The sequence below is a fragment of the Enterococcus saigonensis genome (genome assembly GCF_011397115.1).
Lineage (GTDB): Bacteria > Bacillota > Bacilli > Lactobacillales > Enterococcaceae > Enterococcus_C > Enterococcus_C saigonensis.
This window is the reverse complement of the sequence record NZ_AP022822.1, coordinates 116,516-135,488: the sequence shown is the minus strand read 5'-3', so window position 1 is coordinate 135,488 and position 18,973 is coordinate 116,516. Positions and strand designations below refer to the sequence as shown.

Below are 18,973 nucleotides of genomic sequence, written 5' to 3'. Positions count from 1 at the left end.
GTAATATGCACTTTTGCTTACAGTCATAATGTTACGCTTAAGGTGAAATATGGTCAAAAGTTAAGCTTTTTTTGCGAAATAGTGACAATCATAAAATTTAGTATTTCCTATCTTTTTTATTTTGAATTTTCTATTTTAAAATTAAATTCTCACCCATTTCCTAATAAAACCTTTGAAATTAGCATGAAATGTCCAGATATGGTTGCAACTTCCTACTTGCGCCTATATAATGCTAGAAGATTACACAAATATCTACCATATATAGTAGGAAAATTAAAAACATCAGCGACCCCTTTAAAATTTTGAACAAGAGTTTACTTGTTTCAAAGATTTGAAGCTATGCGGCCGCATCTTTTTTTGCCCGCTGATTTTAAGGGAGTAAAATTGATTAGGAGGATTATTTTATGATTACAGTTAGTGACGTAAGTTTGCATTTTTCAGACCGCAAACTTTTTGATGATGTGAATATTAAGTTTACACCGGGAAATTGCTATGGCTTAATTGGGGCCAATGGTGCTGGCAAATCCACTTTTTTGAAAGTTTTATCAGGTGAATTACAACCATCCACTGGTAATGTTTCACTTGGTCCAGACGAACGGATGGCGGTTTTAAAGCAAAATCATTTTGATTTTGAAGAATATACGGTCATTGAAACAGTTATTATGGGACACAAACGGCTATACGATGTAATGAAAGAAAAAGATGCCATTTACATGAAAGAAGATTTCAGCGATGAAGATGGTATTAAGGCCGCTGAATTAGAAGGTGAATTTGCCGAATTAAATGGTTGGGAAGCAGAACCTGAAGCAGCAGTCTTACTACAAGGGTTGAACATTCCGGAAGATTTGCATCATTTGCAAATGAAAGAATTAACAGCCGGTCAAAAAGTTAAAGTTTTACTCGCACAGGCATTATTTGGTAAACCAGACGTACTTTTACTAGACGAACCAACCAATGGCTTAGATATTCAATCGATTAACTGGTTGGAAGAATTTTTAATTAATTTTGAAAATACTGTGATTGTTGTTTCCCATGACCGCCACTTTTTAAATAAAGTCTGCACCCACATGGCTGATTTGGACTTTGGTAAAATCCAACTTTATGTAGGAAATTACGATTTCTGGTTGGAATCAAGCCAATTAGCAACAAAACTACAAGCGCAACAAAACGCGAAAAAAGAAGAGCAAATCAAAGAATTACAAGACTTTATCGCCCGTTTTTCTGCCAATGCTTCAAAATCTAAACAAGCGACTTCAAGAAAGAAAATGTTGGAAAAAATTACGTTAGATGATATTAAACCATCTAGCCGTCGCTACCCATTTGTCGGCTTCAAACCAGAACGCGAAATTGGCAATGACTTATTGCAGGTTGATAATGTCAGTGTGACGATTGATGGCAAGAAAATTTTAGACAATATCAGCTTTACGCTAAATAAAGACGATAAAGTTGCTTTTGTAGCCAATAACGATATTGTAACGACAACCTTATTCAAAGTTATTATGGGCGAAATCACACCAGATACCGGTAGCGTTCGTTGGGGTGTTACAACGAGTCAATCTTACTTGCCAAAAGACAGCAGTAGTGAGTTTGCTAGCAACTTAACAATTTTAGATTGGTTGCGTCAATATGCTTCAAAAGAAGAAGACGATAATACTTTCTTACGGAGCTTTTTGGGCCGGATGCTATTTTCTGGGGATGAAGTTTTAAAACCAGTTAATGTTTTATCTGGTGGAGAAAAAGTTCGTTGTATGCTTTCAAAATTAATGCTATCTAAATCTAATGTTTTGGTTTTAGACGATCCAACCAATCACTTAGACTTAGAATCTATCACCGCATTAAATGATGGCTTAATGGCCTTTACGGGCTCTTTGTTATTTGCTTCTCATGACCACCAATTTATTCAAACCTTGGCAAATCGCATCATTGCCATTTCTGATAAAGGGGTCGTGGACCGTTCTGAGACAACTTACGATGAATTCTTAGAAAATCCCGATGTACAGGCGCGAATGTCAGAAATTTTTGCGTAAATATATTTTTTCAATGCAAAACCACCACAAATTTTGTAGCCGATTCCCGAAAGTTAGCTTTTAGCTGATTTCGGGAGGCCGCTTCATTTTTGTGGTGGTTTTTTTATTCCCTTACCATTCTACTTTTGTATCGTTTGCTTAATTTTATTGGCTGCTACCCTTTAATGTGCCATCATCTCTTGAGCAATGGCGTATTTGGATAGATTATCTGGATAATAGGTTGGCCAGTTGTGCATTTGGGTAAATAGACTTTCTTGGCTTTTTCCACCAAAGAAAATATGGTAATGTGCTGTTTTTTGTGGGGCAATATTATGATCGCTAAATTGTACGTATTTAAAACGCCCTGCGTCACCTTTTGCTTCAAATAAGAAGCGTACACCACGATTTCCTTTTTCATAGTTTAAAATTTTATAGCCTTTGGCAACATATTCATACTTGTACGTTTTACCATCTACAACAAACTCTATCGTATTGGCGGTAATATTAATCTTTTCCACATCGGTTTTATAACCTGTATCATAGTATGCCTTGTATTCTGCAGCAGTCATATCTTTATTTTGTTTTGCTTTGTAATCAAAAACTTGATCCAAAGCTCCAGCTTGTAGCAACGGATAAACAGACTGCCATTTACCTGTGTAGTCACTTAATTTACGATTTTTCACTGCACTGTCTGCAAAGTAACCATTGGCAACTGTTTTTACTGCAGTGTCTTGTGGCATTTCTTGTTTTACATTTTTGCCTGCCACATTTGTCGTTTTTTCTAAAGCTTGTAGGTTTTCTTTCATCACAGAAATATAATCTTCCCCGTCTGCAATCTGCTCTTTGGTTAGGCTTTCTAAAGGATTTAAAACCGCCAATTTAACGTTTGCCTCACTCGCTAATGTTTCAGCAATTTTATCATTAGCATTTTTTTCAAAATAAATATATTGGATACCATTATCTTTCACATATTCCTTCAATTCACCTAAACGACTTGCTGAAGGTTCCTGTTCTGGTGAAAGTCCTGAAATCGCGACTTGATTTAAGCCGTAATCTAATGCTAAATAACCAAAAGCTGCGTGCTGGGTAACAAAACTTTTTTGTTTGGCATCTTTCAAACCCGCATTATATTGCTGATTTAACTGCGTTAATTTTGCTAAATATTTTTCCGCGTTAGTTTCAAAAGTTTTGGCTTTTTTAGGATAGAGTTTTACTAACTGATCTTTAATGCTTTTTACTTCTTTCATTGCACGATAAGGCGATACCCACGTATGAGGATCTAATTCATGATGATGTCCTTCTTCTCCATGATCATGGTCGTGTTCTTCTTCTCCTCCAGGCAAAAGAATCATGTCTTTGGTACCTTCAACAATATTTGGTCGGTCTTTGGCAAAACCTTTTTTAGCTTTTGGTACCCAGGTTTCCATATTTTCATTGTGATAAATAAAAACGTCGGCATCATGTATTGTCGCCATATCTTTGGCAGATGGCTCATAGTCGTGGGGTTCAGAACCCGCTGGAATCATTAATTTGACGTTAGCTTCATCTCCTACAATGTTTTTCGTGAAATCATACATAGGATAAAAAGTCGTGATAATTTCTAATTTATCTTTCTTGGTTACAACTGTATCTTTTGCACTCTTGGCATTTGTCCCACAAGCGGCTAAAAACCCCAATACAACTATCCCCATTAAATACATTCCAATTTTTTTCATGCTTCAAGTCCCTTCCCTTAAAAACTTACATTATAACATTTGAATCAGTTTTACCTTTTATACATTACAAAACGAAACAATTACGATTTACCTCAATAACAATAGCAACTCTTTTTCTTATTGTCAATAAAAAATAACATGAAATTTTATTCAAATGATTATAAATTCATTTAAATATCGATTAATACTTGACTTTAAATACATAAAAAATAATCATTAATAACAATTCAATACAAAAAAAGCCCTTTGCATCAAACTGTTTAACGTATTTGAAGAAACTTGTCTTTGAACGCATTGAGGAGTACCATATGAAAAAGGAGTGAAAATGAATGAAAGAAATAAAGTGGTTTAGTGGTGGCAGCGAACGCGCTGAAGTTGCGTTAAGTGAAATTTCACTAATTTTAGGTTTGATTCCGCCAGAAGATAATACTGCACCGTTGCGCCAATTGCTTTTTGACTATGCGCAAGAAATTAACGAAGGTGTGACAGCGGTCCCTTATATCTTAAGCCGGATGGGGATTGCCATATCCAATTGTATGACCAAAAATAAAATCATTATTTCTCCAGAAGCCGCGGCTCATATAAAAAATCTGCTCACACTAGGAGAAATTCGTTACGGATATTAAAAAGAGCTAAAGAATCGCCCAGTCCTAAGCCATAAGACCAAACTTTGCGAAAATGACTTTTTTATTTTCGCAAAGTTTTACTGATAGTCAAAGGTTGATTCGTGAAGCTGGACAGATAGAAAAGCTTTATGCCATCGCACAATTCATCAGCACTAAGACAGATCAAAAAACGTAATGAAATAACCTAAAAAATGTCTCTTTTTAGTAAGCTTTCGTGATTTTCACGATCATCTTGCTATAAAGAGACATTTTTATTTTATTCGTTTAAACGAAATATAGATAAGTAACGCCGGTATCCCAAAGCATATTAGGGCTCGAAAAACCTGTTGGTTCCCACTAAGCCAAGGTTTAAGGGCACATAATAGTCCAATAAAAACGCAACTGTCGCCAAAAAAAGCAGACGACTTTAAATACCTTTTTACTTTTTGATTTACCATTTTTCTACCCTTTACCAATATTACTAATTTTAGCATTCATCATAAAAATTGTTGTAATGCCAAATAAAATGCCCGCACCACCGGAAATGATTAGCTCAAAAGGAGAGCAGATATACGCCAGAAAACCATCGCCAGTTATCCAAGAAAAGACGGCTTGTAAAAGATGCATCGTAACACCAAAGTAAATTGCATCTCCTATCCCTTTTTTGACATTGTGCAGACGAATGCGAGCAACATTGTCACTTGTTACTTCGTTTACAGTCAGCAAAGCATTTTTACTAGCTTTCATTATATAAAAGCTGACACCATAAACAGCGGTTAAAATATTACACGCAAGGAGGGCATACAATGCATATTGGGGATATTTTAGTCCCACCATTAGTGCAATCAAAGAAGAAAGTAAAAGATAACTATATAAGGCCATAAATGCATTAGTTCCAATGCGATTTGCTTCATTACGCTTATATTCATCCATCGTACCTTCAATTCCAAAAAAATGCTTGATTACTTTATCCCGCGTTATTTTCATCATTATCCCTCCAAAATAGTGTATTTAAATCCGACTTTAATGCCCACGCAATCTTCAAGCACAAATCAAGGGTGGGGTTATACTTATCATTTTCAATCATATTGATTGTTTGTCGCGCTACCCCAACTTTATTGGCTAAATCCAATTGTGAAAGCTGCAAATTTTTACGATATATTTTTACTTGGTTCATAAGACTCCTCGTTTATGTCATCTATACATGACTTATTAATACTAATTATAAGCTTAACTTTCAAAACGTCAACTATATTTGACATTACAGTTGAATATGCCATAACTTTTTACAAAAAAATTTGCCCAGCTGTATATTACACTGGGCAAATTTTCTTTGAAAGCTGGCTTTCGTCATTATTCTGTAACTGAAATAGGTACAATTTCAAATTTAGTTACATCTACTAAGCCAATATCTGTAATTTTCAAATTAGGAATGACCGCAAGCGACATAAAACTTAGCGTCATAATGGGATCAACTTTTGATGAAATTCCTAATTTTTCATGAGCCAATTGATTGATTACCTCTTCTTGCCGGGCTACTTCTTCGCCTGTAAGTTCGCTCATCAAACCTGCAATTGGTAATGCCATACTGCCAATCACAGCACCCGCCTCAACTAAGACGATACCGCCTTCTTGCTCTTTTAATGCCGTTACTGCTGTTGCCATATCTGCATCGTTTGTTCCTGCCACAATTAAATTATGGGAGTCATGGGCAATCGAAATGCCAATTGCTCCTTTTTTCAAACCATAATCTTTTAACAAACCTACAAAAATATTTCCCGTATCTTTGTGACGTTCAATCACGGCCAGCTTTACCACATCTTCTGTCTCTTGATAAACAAATTCGTGCTTATCATTTCTTTTCACCGTTACAATTGCTTGGTTTGTCAGAGCTTCTTGAGGAATGACTTCAATTGCCCGTGCTTTATCACTGGTTAAATGCAATGCCAGTTGTTCTTTTTTGAATTTTTTAATATGAACACTGGATTGAACATTTTGGGTGGCGACCCGATTCACTTGCGGTAGGTATTTAGTATCTTCGGCTACGAGTTGGCCGTTAATGTACGTTGCTTCAATAATGGGTGCCTGTAAATCTGAAAAGACAACCAAATCACCCCGCAACCCCGGTGCAATAGCACCACGATCGGATAATTGACAACATTGCGCTGCATTAATTGTCGCCATCTGAATTGCACGAATTGGCGGAACTCCTTCTTCAATACAGATCCGAATACTATTATCCAAATGACCTTTTGTCAGAATATCTTTGGCTTGTAGATCATCTGCCACAAGAACACAACGGTTAAAATTATCGTCTGTTACTCCTTTTAGAAGCGTACGCAGATTTTGCGTCACCGTACCTTCTCGGAGAAAAACATACATGCCACGAGCAATCCGCGCTTTTAATTCTGCTACAGTTGAACATTCATGATCATTTTTTATTCCTGCTGCGATATACGCATTTAAATCTTTGCCCGCTACCATTGGCGCATGGCCGTCAATTCGTAAGCCGTAGTCTTTAGCTGCTAGTAATTTGTCTAAAACAGCCGCGTCAGCAGAAATGACGCCGGGAAAATTCATAAACTCAGCTAAACCTGCCACTTGTTTTGCTTTAAAAGAATCCAGCATGTCTGTAGCTGTAATCACAGCGCCAGAATTTTCCATGTTGGTAGCCGGCACACAAGAAGGCATTGTATATTGAATATCTAGCGCCGTTTCTTTTGCCGCCGCCAAAACATATAATCCAACCCGGTTAAACCCAGTACATTGACGATTTCGTGGGGATCAGCCAACACGGTCGTTGTACCATGAGGGACTAATAGTCGTCCGAATTCCTCTGGTGTAACGTAAGCAGATTCTACATGGATGTGGGCATCAATAAACCCCGGTGCTACAAATTTTCCTTTTAAATCAATGGTCTTTCGGCCTTCATATGACTCACCAATGCCTGCGATAAATCCATCAACAAGTGCAATATCTCCTTGTATAATTTCTGCTTGGTACACATCAATTATTTGCGCATTTTTCAATACTAAATCAGCTGGTCTTCTTCCTGCAGCAGTATCAATTAGTCTTTTGAGTGCCTTTTTGTTCATCGGTTCTCTCCTTTAGTCTTGTAGTCTTCTTTTTTTACACGTTTATTGATTGTTTTACAGTGTAACACGTCTTGAACCGAATTTGTTTATTCATTTTGAATTTTTTTGACTAAAAAAATACACCAACACTAACAAGGGCATGTACAAAAACACTAGCGAAATCCGCTGTACTGCTCCTTTATACGTAAAAGAAAATAATTGCGCTAAACCATTAAAAGCCGATGTTGCCAATGCCCCATAAAAAATGAACCAACACCCTTTAGCTATTTTAAAATAATTACCAGCAAAAATTCGGGCTAAAAAAAACGGCGCCGCCAACATCCCCAAAATCCCCGCCCCTGATCCTAAACCGTGAATAATAGTAGCCAAGGTAAAACCTGATGTCTGATGATTAATGGCAAAAATTCCTGTAAAAATACAATCGCCAATTGCAAAAGCTGCAATACCTGTCAGTAATAAGCGAATTTCACGCCGTTTTGATTGAAATTGCGCTGTATTAAAGTAGAATTTAACAGCAGGTAGTGCTAACAATAATAAAATACCCGTTAGCACCGACCCTCTTTCAAAGTACTCTTTCACAGGACTGCTTACACTCCCTAAATCACTGACAACTTGTCTTGTTTGACTATATTCTTGCCACAGGATTCCTAAAAAATACGGCATGCCGCCGTCACCTACTACAAACAACAACATAAGAAGCCAACCGTATTTACGATACAGATTCACTGAAGTTCCTCCCTTTTCTCTAAAATCTTTATCTCAAATTTCAACTTAGCAATTCCTGATTTTTCAGGCAAAGCATTTTGGATCCGGAAAGAAAAAGCTCTCGTCTACTTTTAGACCAGAGCTTTACTTTTATTTTTCATTACGATTTTTACCAAAAGTAAAAATGGCTACACATCCTAAACCAGTATGCGCCGCAATAGTCGGACCTAGCGGCAGACATGCGATATCTTCAATACTGATTTCTTCTACAATTGCGGATAATACAGTTTCAGCCGCGGATACATCGCCAGAATAGGCAATGTAAACAATTTGATTTTCTCGGGAAGTTAAGTGCTGCAACGTTTCATCAATGATTTTTTGTAAAGATTTATTGCGTCCCCGCACTTTATCCACATTTTGTAATTTACCATTTTCATCCACATGAATGATCGGCTTCACCTTTAACAAACCGCCTAAAGCTGCTTCTGATTTTGAAATGCGTCCGCCACGTTCCAAATGTTTCAAATCATCCACTGTTACCCACGACTGCAAAAGCATTTTCTGATTTTCAACCCAAGCGACTACTTCAGCAAAACTGTGCCCAGCATCTTGTTGCTTTTTGGCTCCTAAGACCAATAAACCTTGTCCTAAACTTGCCGCCAAGGTATCAACCACAGCAATTTGAGCATTGGGATACTCCTCTTTTAAAAGGTCTACTGCTTGCAGTGCACTATAATAAGAACCGCTCATCCCAGAAGAGAACGCTAAATAAATAACTGGGATTTCTGCTTTCACATAAGGCTCAAAAAATTCCAAATAACGTCCTACATTAATTTGTGAAGTCGTCGGCATTTGTTTATCTTTTAAAGCTTGATAAAAGAAATCTACATCAAATGTTTTTCCTAAATCATCTTCATATTCTTTACCGTTTACTTCCACCAACATTGGTAAAAATGCAATGCCCGCTTCATCCAAAAACTGAAACGGAATATCACAACAAGAATCTGTTACGATTTGATACATGCTTCTCCCCCCAAACATTCTCTTTTAAAATTCACAAAGATTTTGTGATAAAAAATTTCCAACTATATGTAAACAATCTACCTTGTTATTTTACCATAGAGAAAAGACCTTTGAAAATTTTAACAGAAATAATCCACCCTAGCTAAAACATTCAATAGAACAAGCTAAATTTCACAATCTATATTTTTTTATTTACATTATTTATCTTCACAAAAAAGTATGCCACTTTTTTGTGGCACACTTCTCGTTGAGATTTATTTTTTAATAATACTGCAAATCACTACCCACAGAAGGATACGCCATAATAATATTTTGCAGTTGTTCTTTTTTAATACCTAAATTGATAACGAAGGTCATTAAATTGATCCACTCATCTGCTTTTTGATTTAAAGTCGCTGCCCCAACAATTTCGCCACTATCTTTGGCATAAATAATTTTAGCTAAAGCTACTGGATCATTAGTACGAAAATAGTTATACCACTCATGCATATCAAACCATTCCGTTGTATACATATCGGGATTTTCTTTTGCCTCACTGCTGGTCACACCAACTTGTGCTAATGTAGGCAACGTAAAAACGGAAGTGGGTACTTTAGGATAGCGAATCGCAGCTTTTGTTTTACCTAGTAAGAATTGACTCAAATAACGTCCTTCAAAACCTGCCACTGGTGTCATTTTAGGTTCCTTTTTGGCAATACAGTCACCCATAGCAAAAATATTTTTTTGACTCGTTTGCAAACGCTCATCTACACTAATACCACGACTACTTGCATCAATTCCTAGTTCTTCTAATCCCAAATTTTCTACATTCGCCATTCTTCCTGTTGCACATATTACTGCATTCGTTTCATAAACCGACTTATTGGTGGTAACCCGCAAGTTTTTATTTTCTTGTTTTGTAAGCGACTGAATATCTTCATTAAAGACAAACGTAATTCCGCTTTTTTCCAGTTCAGTTACCAAATGTTGTGCCAAATCTGAATCAAAGCCTCTTAAAGGGGTATCATTATGGTGTAAAATCGTCACTTTAGCACCGCAAGCATTCGCAATTGCCGCCAACTCAAAACTAATATAACCTGCACCAAGAAAAATCATCTTCTCTGGCAAAGTTTCCAGTGCTAAGAAATCTGTACTGGTTAAAAAGTGTTCTTTACCTGGAATATCCAGCAAGCGTGCCCGTTGCCCTGTGGCTAGAATGATTTGTTTAGCGGTTAATTTTTGTAGCGGTTTTTCAGCTATATTTTCATCTTTTGATGTTCCAAACGTAGCGGATACCACAATTTCATGATTGGAAATTAGGCGTCCATGGCCATGAAAATGTTTAATGCCACTAGCATCAAAACCCGCGATTCTTTCAGGAGAAACCGGATCGGTGTATGTCTTTTTAAAAGCCATTAATTCTGGCCATGAAACTGCGGGGACTGCATCAGCTGCAAATCCTTTTCCGACCAATTGCGCTACTTGTTGACGGGCTTGTTCTGCGGCAAATAAAATTTTCTTTGGGTCGCATCCTGCATTTGGACACGTCCCGCCAAATAAATTCTCTTCTACTACAGCAACAGTTTTTCCTGCTGCTTTTAAATCAAAAGCCAATGATAAACAAGCTGGACCTGCACCTAAAATTGCCACATCATACTCTGCCATATTTTTCCCTCCATTACCTCTATCTTTATTCTTCTTGACTTGCTGCTAAAAAACTCAATAAATTAGCCGCAGTTAAAATTTTGTCGGTTGCTACACGAAAATTATTTTTAGCTAGTAATGGCAGACTTTCTTGCACTGTCTGCTGAAGTGTAAGTGTCGGATAATCTGAAGTGGTATCTTCTGTGTAAAATCCTGCTAACACTACTGCTGCTAATTGAGCTTGTAACGGTTGCCAGGTAATATCTGTTCCTTTAAAGAATTCTGCCACAAATTCATTGGCAGGATGTGCCGCAATTTCTGCTGGAGTATCACATTGAATTAAATGCCCTTCTTTCATGACAGCAATACGATCACCCAATTTAACGGCTTCTTTCATGTCGTGCGTCACAAAAACAATCGTATTTTGTAAATCTTTATGAAGGGTCAAAACAAGATTTTGTAATTGCTCTCTTGAAATTGGATCTAGCGCACTAAACGGTTCATCCATTAGCATAACATCTGGTTTAGCAGCTAAGGCACGCAAGATACCTACACGCTGTTGTTCCCCGCCAGATAATTCACTTGGCATACGGTCAGCATATACTTGAGGATCCAACTCCACTGCACGCAATAATTCAAACGCTCTTTCTTTCCGTTTTTCCTTGCTCCAACCAAGCATTTCAGGAATAATTTCTATATTTTCTAAAACAGTCATAGTTGGAAATAAGGCGATTTGTTGCAAAACATACCCAATCTGCCAACGAAGTTTCTGTGGATCATAATCTTTAATCTTCTTATTTTTAAAATAAATATCTCCGCTAGTAGGTATATGCAATGCGTTGATCATTTTTAAAGAAGTGGTCTTACCACTGCCAGATGAACCGACGAGGACAAAAATTTCACCCGTTTTAATACTAAAAGAGACATCTTCTAGCGCTGTACTTTCACCAAATTTTTTACCAACATGGTCAAAAACAACTAACTCACTCATTTATCCTCACCTCCTAAAAGACCTTTTTGTTGCAGGTATTCGCGTGCAACTGTGGCCGGTTTTTGTCCTTCTACATTGACAGCATAGTTCATAGCGACCATTTCATCTTCTGTAATCTTATCTTTTAATTGATTTAAGCTTTTGACAATTTCTGGATGTTTTGTTGCAAACGCTTGTCGCATCAGCGGTGCACCTTGATAAGGTGGAAATAGCTGTTGATCATCTTGTAGTGTGATTAAGTCGTATTGCTTGATCTCACTATCCGTCGAATAGGCATCAATCACATTCACATCCCCATTATTAATCGCCGTGTAACGTAGGGCGGGCTCCATTTGACTAACTTTTAAATTGAGTTGGTACAATTGTTTTAAGCCCTTATTTCCATCATTACGATCATTAAATTCCAGTGTAAAACCAGCATGAACCTGATTTTCAATTTTTTTCAAATCACTGATGGTTTTTAACCCATGTTCTTTTGCAAATGTTTTTTTCACTGCGAGTGCGTACGTATTTTGATACGCCATCGGAGGTAAAAATGCCAGCTGTTCTTGCTGAAGTAATAAGTCTTTGGCCAATGTATAAGTTTGAGCTGCTGAATGCTGTCCGGCATCTTTTTTTGGCACTTTTACTAAAGATTCTAATACTGTCCCGGTAAACTCAGGATAAATGTCAATTTGATCATTTTTTAACGCGCTAAATAGAAAAGTTGTTTTACCAAAATTGGGCTTTAATTCCACATTGACGTCACTATCTTGTTCAATTAACTCTTTGTACATATTAATTAAGATTTCAGGTTCTGCTCCTAATTTACCAGCAATCGTTATAGTTTCAGGTTGGAATAATGACGACTGTGATAAGCCAATACCACCAATTACTAGAAACAACGCTACTAAACTAGTCACAATGACACGAGGGCGGACTTTTTGAAGCAGACGAATAGCCGTACTAAAAATAATCGCTAATAAGGCTGAGCTCACAGCACCAATGATGATTAAACTGGTATCATTACGATCAATTCCCAGCAAGATAAAAGTACCTAAACCACCTGCACCGATTAACGCCGCAAGTGTGGCTGTCCCAATGATTAAAACCAATGCCGTCCGAATCCCAGAAATAATAACAGGTAGTGCAATGGGCAACTCCACTTTTCGCAACTTGCGAAAACGGCTCATCCCAAAGGCATCTGCGGCTTCTTCTAGTGAAGGGTCAATCTCACTTAACCCGATGTAAGTACTTTGAAAAATTGGTAATAGCGCGTAAATAACGAGTGCGATAATTGCCGGTACGGTGCCTATACCCACTAGGGGAATTAGTAGCCCCAAAAGAGCTAACGAAGGAATCGTTTGTAAAACTCCTGTAATTTGTAGCATAATCTCTGCTAATTTTTTATATTTAACTAACCAAATGGCTAACGGGATTGCAATCAACATTGCAAATAATAATGCAACAAGTGAAATACTAATGTGTTCAACTAATGCTGAAATTAATTCGCCCTTTCGTTCGCTAAATGTTTGCCATAATGACCCCATATATTCCCACCTTTCTATTTTAAAAAAATAACTGATGCACTTTTTGCTCCAGCTTCTTCTTAGACTTATTGTAACGTAGGCATAAAAATAACTCGAAAGATACGCCTAAAAGAGGCTGGGAAATCATAATTTCCCAGCCTCTTTTCTTTCAGCTTCTTCAAAATCAGTCCAACCGAAAGAGTCTTGTTGGGCTGTGATTTTAGCAGTATAAAATTGTAATTTGCGCTCTACTTGTGCTTTATTTTCTTCCAACTCTGCTATTTGCTTTTTGACGGCTTCACATTGATTTTCTAATAAAAAGACCAGTGCAGCTGAATCTTTTGTAACATCCTCGTGGTAAAAAAAATCTTTAATCTGCTTTAACGACATTCCTGTTTTTTTAAAACATTGAATTGCTCCTAGTCGATCAATGTGTTCGGTTGTGTAAAGGCGATGTTTGCCAGCACGATGTACATTTTGCAAGAGTCCTTGTTTTTCATAATAGCGCAATGTCGATGCTGGAATAGCCAATTGCCGACTGATTTCTTGGATACTATATTTTTTTGTAGTGACTGGCATAACTTCCTCCAAAAAAGTATTTACTTGAAGTCTACTTTAAGTGGTATGCTATGTAAAGAAAACCCTAACAATAGTATTTTGGAAAACAGAAAGTGAGGTTTTTTCATGTATCACGCTAATGAACACCGTTATGAAAAAATGACGTATCAACGAGTGGGAAAATCTGGATTAAAATTGCCGGAAATTTCGTTAGGTTTTTGGCATAACTTTGGGGATGTCGATGTTTTGGCTAACCAACGCAAAATTATGCAGGCTGCTTTTGATAATGGTATCACCCACTTTGATTTGGCAAATAATTACGGTCCTCCTGCAGGCTCTGCGGAAAAAAACTTTGGCAAAATTTTCGCCGAAGACTTTGCACCTTATCGCGATGAAATTATTGTCTCTTCTAAAGCAGGATATTACATGTGGCCTGGCCCTTATGGCGAATGGGGTTCAAAAAAGAATCTCATCGCAAGCTGTGATCAAAGTCTCAAACGAACAGGCTTAGATTACTTCGATATTTTTTATCATCATCGCCCAGATCCTGATACGCCGTTAGAAGAAACTGCCCACGCACTAGATTTATTAGTAAGGCAAGGAAAAGCATTATACGTAGGCGTTTCGAATTATTCACCAGAAGAAACAGCTGCAATTGCAAAGATTTTTAAAGAATGGCATACCCCATTTATTATCCATCAGCCACCTTACAACATGTTTAATCGTAAGATTGAAGAAGGACTAACCGATGTTTTAGCCGATGAAGGATTAGGTGCCATCGTCTTTAGTCCACTAGCTCAAGGTTTACTAACAAATCGCTATTTAAATGGTATTCCAGCTGATTCTCGGGCAAAACGTTCTGACAGTCCCTTTTTATCTTCTGAACAAGTTGAAGCAACATTAAGTAAAGTCCAAAGATTAAACGACCTTGCCAAAACGCGCGGACAAACCTTAGCAGAAATGGCATTGGCCTGGAATTTACGTCAACCTACCGTTGCTAGTGTCTTAATCGGAGCCTCTCGTGTCAGCCAATTGGAAGATAATTTAAAAGCGTTGGAAAATACAATTTTTTCGCCAGCAGAATTATCTTTAATTGATGAAATTTTAGGATAAAAAAACGACCACCCGAAAAGAAAATATCGGGTGGTTTTTTTCTTGTCACTATTAAATAAATGATTCATGGTGTAGTATTACGTTGCATGGATCAAACCAAACGTAGTGAAAAAATTTGTTTTTCAGAAGAAGCAGTAACGTATTTTGCTATTATTTCTGTGCGTTTATCTGAACATACGAAAAAACAAACAAGACTACCCGTTAATTAGAAAGTAGGCAAAACATGGAAGATAGAAAAACTTTAATTAAACAATTTTCCCATACAGACTTAGATGGTGTGGGCTCCGCTTTGTTATTACAAGCCATTTTGCAAGAACAAAAGGGCTATGTAGCAGAAAATTATTTGCCAGTTGGCTATTCTGAACCTGGCGCAGACGGTACAATTGACAAACACGTTTTAAACTTTATAAAAACTAATGACGCTGCGATAACTGAGCTTTACATTACTGATATTTGCCCATCAGATGAAGTAATTGACCAATTGGCGACGTATTGTACTGAAAATAAAATTACCTGGCATATTTTTGATCACCATATCACCTCTGTTCACGTTAACCAAAACTATCCGGAAAATGCTTCAATTATTGTGGCAGATGAAACGACGAATTTGAAACATTCCGCTACGAGTGTGTTATTTAAAGTTTTAGTTGGGAAAATGCCTACAGAACTATTCCAAGATAAATTATGGCAACGACTAGCTAATGTTGCCGATATTATTCGCTGTTATGACTGTTGGGATTGGCAACTGAATCCAAATGCAGCTTATAAAGAAGCCGCAGCGGAGTTCAACAATCTATTTTATTTCTACAGTTGGGAAAAACGCATTGAGCTGATGGGAAGCATAATGGCAACTGGCCTCACTTTACTTTCTGACTACAGCGAAATTATTGCGGCATTAAAAGAAAAAGAAGCAGATTATGTTCGTAGTAAAACGCTAAAAGCCCAATTTGGTGTCTTAGCTGGCAAAACTTTCGCCTACACATTTGGCGAACAATACACTTCTGTTTTAGGAAATGCATTAGCACGTTTAGAACATCCGGAAACAAAAAAAGAAGTTGATTTTAGCTTGGTGCTAAATGGCAAAGGCGTCTCTTTACGTACCAACAATGACGATATCGACTTGTCTTTACTTGCTGCACGTTACTTTAACGGTGGCGGACACAAGCGTGCTTCCGGTGGCGCCTTTGCTGAAATTCAATACTTTATTTCAGATAGTGAAAATCCAGATAACGCATTACGTTTATTTTTAGACATTACACGCTAAGACGAATAAAAAAAACTCTTTTTCTTGTTTTCCCAGCCAAAGTGACGCGAAAAAAGAAAAAGAGTTTTTTTAGTTTTGTTTTAATATCCTAATTTTTTCATACACTCTCTTAGAAAAATCTATCCTTAGTCCTGACTAAAAAATCAATACGCTAATAAAGCTACTTTTGGGCTAATCAACTCTTTAGTATCTTTAAAAAAAGACGTTCGAACTTGAGAGATAAAATAAAGAGAACCCGTAATAAATAGCGTATCTTCTGGTTGCATTTTTACTATCAGCTCCTGTATTCCATCTTGCCAGTCAGGATAATACGTCAAATGAAACTGACCACAATCCTCTTGTTTTAAAGCCCGAGGATATTCAAAGGTAGTTATGGCAAGTTGACTATTAGGAATTTGCTGAATCTGATTTAGCATTTCATTGATATTTTTAGTTGTAAGCGCCGAAAATAAAATATAATTGGTCCCCTTTGAAAATTCTGTTTGGAGAGTTTTTACAAATTCTTTTATCGCATGGGGATTATGTGCCCCGTCTATTATAATCCTAGGCTTCGTAGAAATTTGCTCCATCCGACCAGGCCAAAAGGCTGTTTTTAATCCCGAAACTAGCGCATCTTTTGAAACCTGTTTTTTTTGTTTTTGACAGTATAATAAGAACAATTGTATAGCAATAGCAGCATTTTCAACTTGGTACTTTCCTAAAAGCGGAACAGTTAGATTTTCAAAATAATAATTTTTATTTTTGAAAGTGAAAATTTCTCCTCTTTGGTCATTTTGTGAGCTGTATATTACCTGATAATCCTCTTTAAGTGAAAAAAAAGGTGCACTTTGTGTTAACGCTGTTTTTCGAATTACTTCTAAGGCTTCAGGTTCAATCTTCCCTGTTACAATGGGAACTTTATTTTTTATAATACCTGCTTTTTGCTTGGCAATTGCTTCTTTTGTTTCTCCTAAAATATCTGTATGATCCAATCCAATTGTTGTAATAGCCGTCAACATCGGAGTAAAGACGTTGGTGCTATCTAGCAATCCTCCAATCCCCGCCTCAAAAATAGCAACGTCTACGCGTTTTTTGAAATAATAAAAAGCCATTGCAGTTAAAATTTCAAATTCCGTTATTCCTTGATAAGAAGTCTGCTCATCCATCTGCGCTACATAGGGTTGAAATTTATTGGCTAGTTTCACAAAATCGTTAACTGGTATTGCTTTACCAGCAATCGAAATTCGTTCGTAAAAACTTTCAACATAAGGTGATGTAAAGGTCCCGACAGTTACGCCTTGCGTCTCTAAAAGACAGCGCAAATATGTGACGGTTGAACCTTTTCCATTTGTTCCAGCAATGTGTATACCGTTAATCGTTCTTTCAGGATTGCCACATAAACGCAGTAATGCTTTGACACGTGTCAATCCTGGGCGGGAACCAAATTTTTTACGAGAATGAATCCATGCCACTGCTTCATCTCCTGTTGCAAACATCTTAAATCATCTCCATCTGAAATAGAATCTTCTTAAACTTTTTAAACTAGATTCTTCGCTAAGCGTTTAAACGGTAAGGCATTGCCAAAAAATACGATTAGTCCCGTTTGCACAGGAAGCATAATAACTGCTTTTAGTAATCGGATGCTCCAAAGTTTAGCATCAGTTAATGGTATTTTATACATCATAGATAACCAAATCGGGGTTAAACATAAGCTGATAAGTAAGGTATTACACAAGACACACAAGAAAGCATTTTTAATAGTAATGGGCTTTTTATAAAAGAAATAGCCATAAATCCCCCCTGCAATAAACGAATTTAAGGTAAAGCCAATAAAAAACGGAGCCTTGCCTAATAATGTGTTGCCAATAATATCAGCAACAGCGGCACCTACTGCCGTCCAAAAAGGCCCAAACAAACTTGCCATCACAACTTCTGGTATAAAATCAAACGTAATTTTTAATAATTGCGTTTCAAAACCTAAAACTTGGGACAAAACGACCATTAAACCAATTAATAATCCCATTGTTGCAATAAAATGTGCATCTATTTTTTTCTTTAACATTTTTCGTGCATCTCCTTAAATAGAGCTGCCACACAATATATTTATGCAGCGAATGCAAAGATAAAATCGTGAAGTTCACTTCTTCGTCCAAAAGGCAACATCCCATCCTTTTGACACTTAACGCTCTATCTTCTACTCTGTTTTTTTCTATTCTTTTATTTGTGTCAAGACTGCGACTTTGTTGCGAGAAAAAGACGTTTTTTGACTTATTACGTGTAGCTGTTTTTGTCCTTTTAAAACTAGTGACTCTCCTTTTTGGAGTAAAACTTCAGCCACTGTTTCTAAAGCAGATACCTCTACTTTAATAGTCTGTAAAGCATATAAAATACTCTGTCCTTTGGTAAAAAGTACAACTGTTTCATTATTTTGTAGTACCGTTACACTAACCTGATACTTCTTTTTAAAAATCACATTGAAGTCTTGGCATTTGCCGTGACTTTGCATCGTAGTACCACCGTCAAACCGATAGATTTCAAAAGGCTGAAGCGGGATCATGATATTTTGGTGTTGCAACGTAATTGGTGCATCCAAAGACATAATAAAACGTTCATAGCCGGTAAAATCGGAGAATTCAGTGGTTTTACTGGCGACCGTTGCGGTTGAAAGTCGAAAATCAAAGTTTCGCTTTGTCAAACAACTATCCTCTGGCGCGATTAAAATTTCAGTAGTTTGGCCACCTGACCAAGCACGTGTAACATAGTCTTGGTTTCCTTTCTTTTCAAACAC

General features: G+C 37.0%; 17 protein-coding genes, 1 pseudogene and 1 riboswitch. Of the genes and pseudogenes, 5 read left to right on the top strand and 13 right to left on the bottom strand.

What is annotated here, in order from left to right:
• Positions 1-404: 404 nt before the first annotated feature.
• Positions 405-2,027 carry an ABC-F family ATP-binding cassette domain-containing protein gene (locus EsVE80_RS00585; protein WP_173101993.1) on the top strand — a complete coding sequence of 541 codons (1,623 nt, stop codon included), beginning with the start codon at positions 405-407 and terminating at the stop codon, positions 2,025-2,027.
• Positions 2,028-2,188: 161 nt separating this feature from the next.
• Here the strand turns inward: EsVE80_RS00585 and EsVE80_RS00580 are convergent, their stop codons facing one another.
• Positions 2,189-3,721 carry a metal ABC transporter solute-binding protein, Zn/Mn family gene (locus EsVE80_RS00580; protein ID WP_173101992.1) on the bottom strand — a complete coding sequence of 511 codons (1,533 nt, stop codon included), beginning with the start codon at positions 3,719-3,721 and terminating at the stop codon, positions 2,189-2,191.
• 329 nt (positions 3,722-4,050) lie between these two features.
• Here EsVE80_RS00580 and EsVE80_RS00575 point away from each other — a divergent pair, with 329 nt between their 5' ends.
• Positions 4,051-4,347, top strand: coding sequence for a bacteriocin immunity protein (locus tag EsVE80_RS00575; RefSeq protein WP_173101991.1), 297 nt, complete (start codon positions 4,051-4,053; stop codon positions 4,345-4,347).
• A 441-nt stretch (positions 4,348-4,788) separates the two neighbouring features.
• On the opposite strand, the gene EsVE80_RS00570 is transcribed toward EsVE80_RS00575, so the two are convergent.
• From EsVE80_RS00570 to EsVE80_RS00530, 9 genes and pseudogenes are all read right to left on the bottom strand, one after another.
• Entirely contained in the window at positions 4,789-5,316 is a 528-nt protein-coding gene (locus EsVE80_RS00570; protein WP_173101990.1) for a DUF3278 domain-containing protein, read from the bottom strand.
• Entirely contained in the window at positions 5,294-5,503 is a 210-nt protein-coding gene (locus EsVE80_RS00565) for a helix-turn-helix transcriptional regulator (RefSeq protein ID WP_173101989.1), read from the bottom strand. The genes EsVE80_RS00570 and EsVE80_RS00565 overlap by 23 nt, the downstream gene beginning before the upstream one ends.
• A gap of 176 nt (positions 5,504-5,679) precedes the next feature.
• A pseudogene (gene ade / locus EsVE80_RS00560) lies at positions 5,680-7,421 on the bottom strand (adenine deaminase).
• Between the two features lie 90 nt (positions 7,422-7,511).
• Positions 7,512-8,147 (bottom strand): DUF998 domain-containing protein, encoded by a 636-nt coding sequence (locus tag EsVE80_RS00555; RefSeq protein WP_173101988.1) that lies wholly within the window; start codon positions 8,145-8,147, stop codon positions 7,512-7,514.
• Between the two features lie 129 nt (positions 8,148-8,276).
• On the bottom strand, positions 8,277-9,149 hold the full coding sequence (locus EsVE80_RS00550) for a DegV family protein (protein ID WP_173101987.1): 873 nt from the start codon (positions 9,147-9,149) through the stop codon (positions 8,277-8,279).
• A 261-nt stretch (positions 9,150-9,410) separates the two neighbouring features.
• Positions 9,411-10,793 carry a dihydrolipoyl dehydrogenase family protein gene (locus EsVE80_RS00545; RefSeq protein ID WP_173101986.1) on the bottom strand — a complete coding sequence of 461 codons (1,383 nt, stop codon included), beginning with the start codon at positions 10,791-10,793 and terminating at the stop codon, positions 9,411-9,413.
• 25 nt (positions 10,794-10,818) lie between these two features.
• Positions 10,819-11,763 (bottom strand): ABC transporter ATP-binding protein, encoded by a 945-nt coding sequence (locus EsVE80_RS00540; RefSeq protein ID WP_173101985.1) that lies wholly within the window; start codon positions 11,761-11,763, stop codon positions 10,819-10,821.
• Positions 11,760-13,292 carry an ABC transporter permease/substrate-binding protein gene (locus EsVE80_RS00535; RefSeq protein ID WP_173101984.1) on the bottom strand — a complete coding sequence of 511 codons (1,533 nt, stop codon included), beginning with the start codon at positions 13,290-13,292 and terminating at the stop codon, positions 11,760-11,762. Before EsVE80_RS00535 ends, EsVE80_RS00540 begins: the two co-directional genes overlap by 4 nt.
• Before the next feature lie 123 nt (positions 13,293-13,415).
• Complete coding sequence (locus tag EsVE80_RS00530) at positions 13,416-13,850, bottom strand: MerR family transcriptional regulator (RefSeq protein WP_173101983.1); 435 nt, start codon at positions 13,848-13,850, stop codon at positions 13,416-13,418.
• Between the two features lie 105 nt (positions 13,851-13,955).
• Between EsVE80_RS00530 and EsVE80_RS00525 the strand changes: the two genes are divergently transcribed.
• The 3 genes from EsVE80_RS00525 (at position 13,956) to EsVE80_RS00520 (ending at position 16,206) form a co-directional block, all read left to right on the top strand.
• The gene (locus EsVE80_RS00525) at positions 13,956-14,942 is read left to right on the top strand and encodes an aldo/keto reductase (protein WP_173101982.1); all 987 of its coding nucleotides are present in this window, start codon (positions 13,956-13,958) and stop codon (positions 14,940-14,942) included.
• 86 nt (positions 14,943-15,028) lie between these two features.
• Entirely contained in the window at positions 15,029-15,151 is a 123-nt protein-coding gene (locus EsVE80_RS13980) for a hypothetical protein (RefSeq protein WP_269474240.1), read from the top strand.
• Between the two features lie 14 nt (positions 15,152-15,165).
• On the top strand, positions 15,166-16,206 hold the full coding sequence (locus EsVE80_RS00520) for a DHH family phosphoesterase (protein ID WP_173101981.1): 1,041 nt from the start codon (positions 15,166-15,168) through the stop codon (positions 16,204-16,206).
• 143 nt (positions 16,207-16,349) lie between these two features.
• Here EsVE80_RS00520 and EsVE80_RS00515 read toward each other — a convergent pair whose 3' ends face one another.
• From EsVE80_RS00515 to EsVE80_RS00505, 3 genes are all read right to left on the bottom strand, one after another.
• Positions 16,350-17,681 (bottom strand): bifunctional folylpolyglutamate synthase/dihydrofolate synthase, encoded by a 1,332-nt coding sequence (locus tag EsVE80_RS00515; protein ID WP_173101980.1) that lies wholly within the window; start codon positions 17,679-17,681, stop codon positions 16,350-16,352.
• 41 nt (positions 17,682-17,722) lie between these two features.
• Positions 17,723-18,247, bottom strand: a complete 525-nt coding sequence (locus tag EsVE80_RS00510; protein ID WP_173101979.1) for a folate family ECF transporter S component — start codon at positions 18,245-18,247, stop codon at positions 17,723-17,725.
• A gap of 44 nt (positions 18,248-18,291) precedes the next feature.
• Positions 18,292-18,389, bottom strand: a riboswitch (THF riboswitch).
• A 5-nt stretch (positions 18,390-18,394) separates the two neighbouring features.
• On the bottom strand, positions 18,395-18,973 hold the full coding sequence (locus EsVE80_RS00505) for a HutD/Ves family protein (RefSeq protein WP_173101978.1): 579 nt from the start codon (positions 18,971-18,973) through the stop codon (positions 18,395-18,397).

Excerpts from the sequence above, each read along its gene's own strand:
- EsVE80_RS00550 (WP_173101987.1), bottom strand. The coding sequence starts at position 9,149 with ATGTATCAAATCGTAACAGATTCTTGTTGTGATATTCCGTTTCAGTTT.
- EsVE80_RS00510 (WP_173101979.1), bottom strand. The coding sequence starts at position 18,247 with ATGTTAAAGAAAAAAATAGATGCACATTTTATTGCAACAATGGGATTA.
- EsVE80_RS00520 (WP_173101981.1), top strand. The coding sequence starts at position 15,166 with ATGGAAGATAGAAAAACTTTAATTAAACAATTTTCCCATACAGACTTA.
- EsVE80_RS00585 (WP_173101993.1), top strand. The coding sequence starts at position 405 with ATGATTACAGTTAGTGACGTAAGTTTGCATTTTTCAGACCGCAAACTT.
- EsVE80_RS00535 (WP_173101984.1), bottom strand. The coding sequence starts at position 13,292 with ATGGGGTCATTATGGCAAACATTTAGCGAACGAAAGGGCGAATTAATT.
- EsVE80_RS00545 (WP_173101986.1), bottom strand. The coding sequence starts at position 10,793 with ATGGCAGAGTATGATGTGGCAATTTTAGGTGCAGGTCCAGCTTGTTTA.
- EsVE80_RS00570 (WP_173101990.1), bottom strand. The coding sequence starts at position 5,316 with ATGATGAAAATAACGCGGGATAAAGTAATCAAGCATTTTTTTGGAATT.
- EsVE80_RS00565 (WP_173101989.1), bottom strand. The coding sequence starts at position 5,503 with ATGAACCAAGTAAAAATATATCGTAAAAATTTGCAGCTTTCACAATTG.
- EsVE80_RS00525 (WP_173101982.1), top strand. The coding sequence starts at position 13,956 with ATGTATCACGCTAATGAACACCGTTATGAAAAAATGACGTATCAACGA.
- EsVE80_RS00530 (WP_173101983.1), bottom strand. The coding sequence starts at position 13,850 with ATGCCAGTCACTACAAAAAAATATAGTATCCAAGAAATCAGTCGGCAA.
- EsVE80_RS00540 (WP_173101985.1), bottom strand. The coding sequence starts at position 11,763 with ATGAGTGAGTTAGTTGTTTTTGACCATGTTGGTAAAAAATTTGGTGAA.
- EsVE80_RS00580 (WP_173101992.1), bottom strand. The coding sequence starts at position 3,721 with ATGAAAAAAATTGGAATGTATTTAATGGGGATAGTTGTATTGGGGTTT.
- EsVE80_RS13980 (WP_269474240.1), top strand. The coding sequence starts at position 15,029 with ATGGATCAAACCAAACGTAGTGAAAAAATTTGTTTTTCAGAAGAAGCA.
- EsVE80_RS00515 (WP_173101980.1), bottom strand. The coding sequence starts at position 17,681 with ATGTTTGCAACAGGAGATGAAGCAGTGGCATGGATTCATTCTCGTAAA.
- EsVE80_RS00575 (WP_173101991.1), top strand. The coding sequence starts at position 4,051 with ATGAAAGAAATAAAGTGGTTTAGTGGTGGCAGCGAACGCGCTGAAGTT.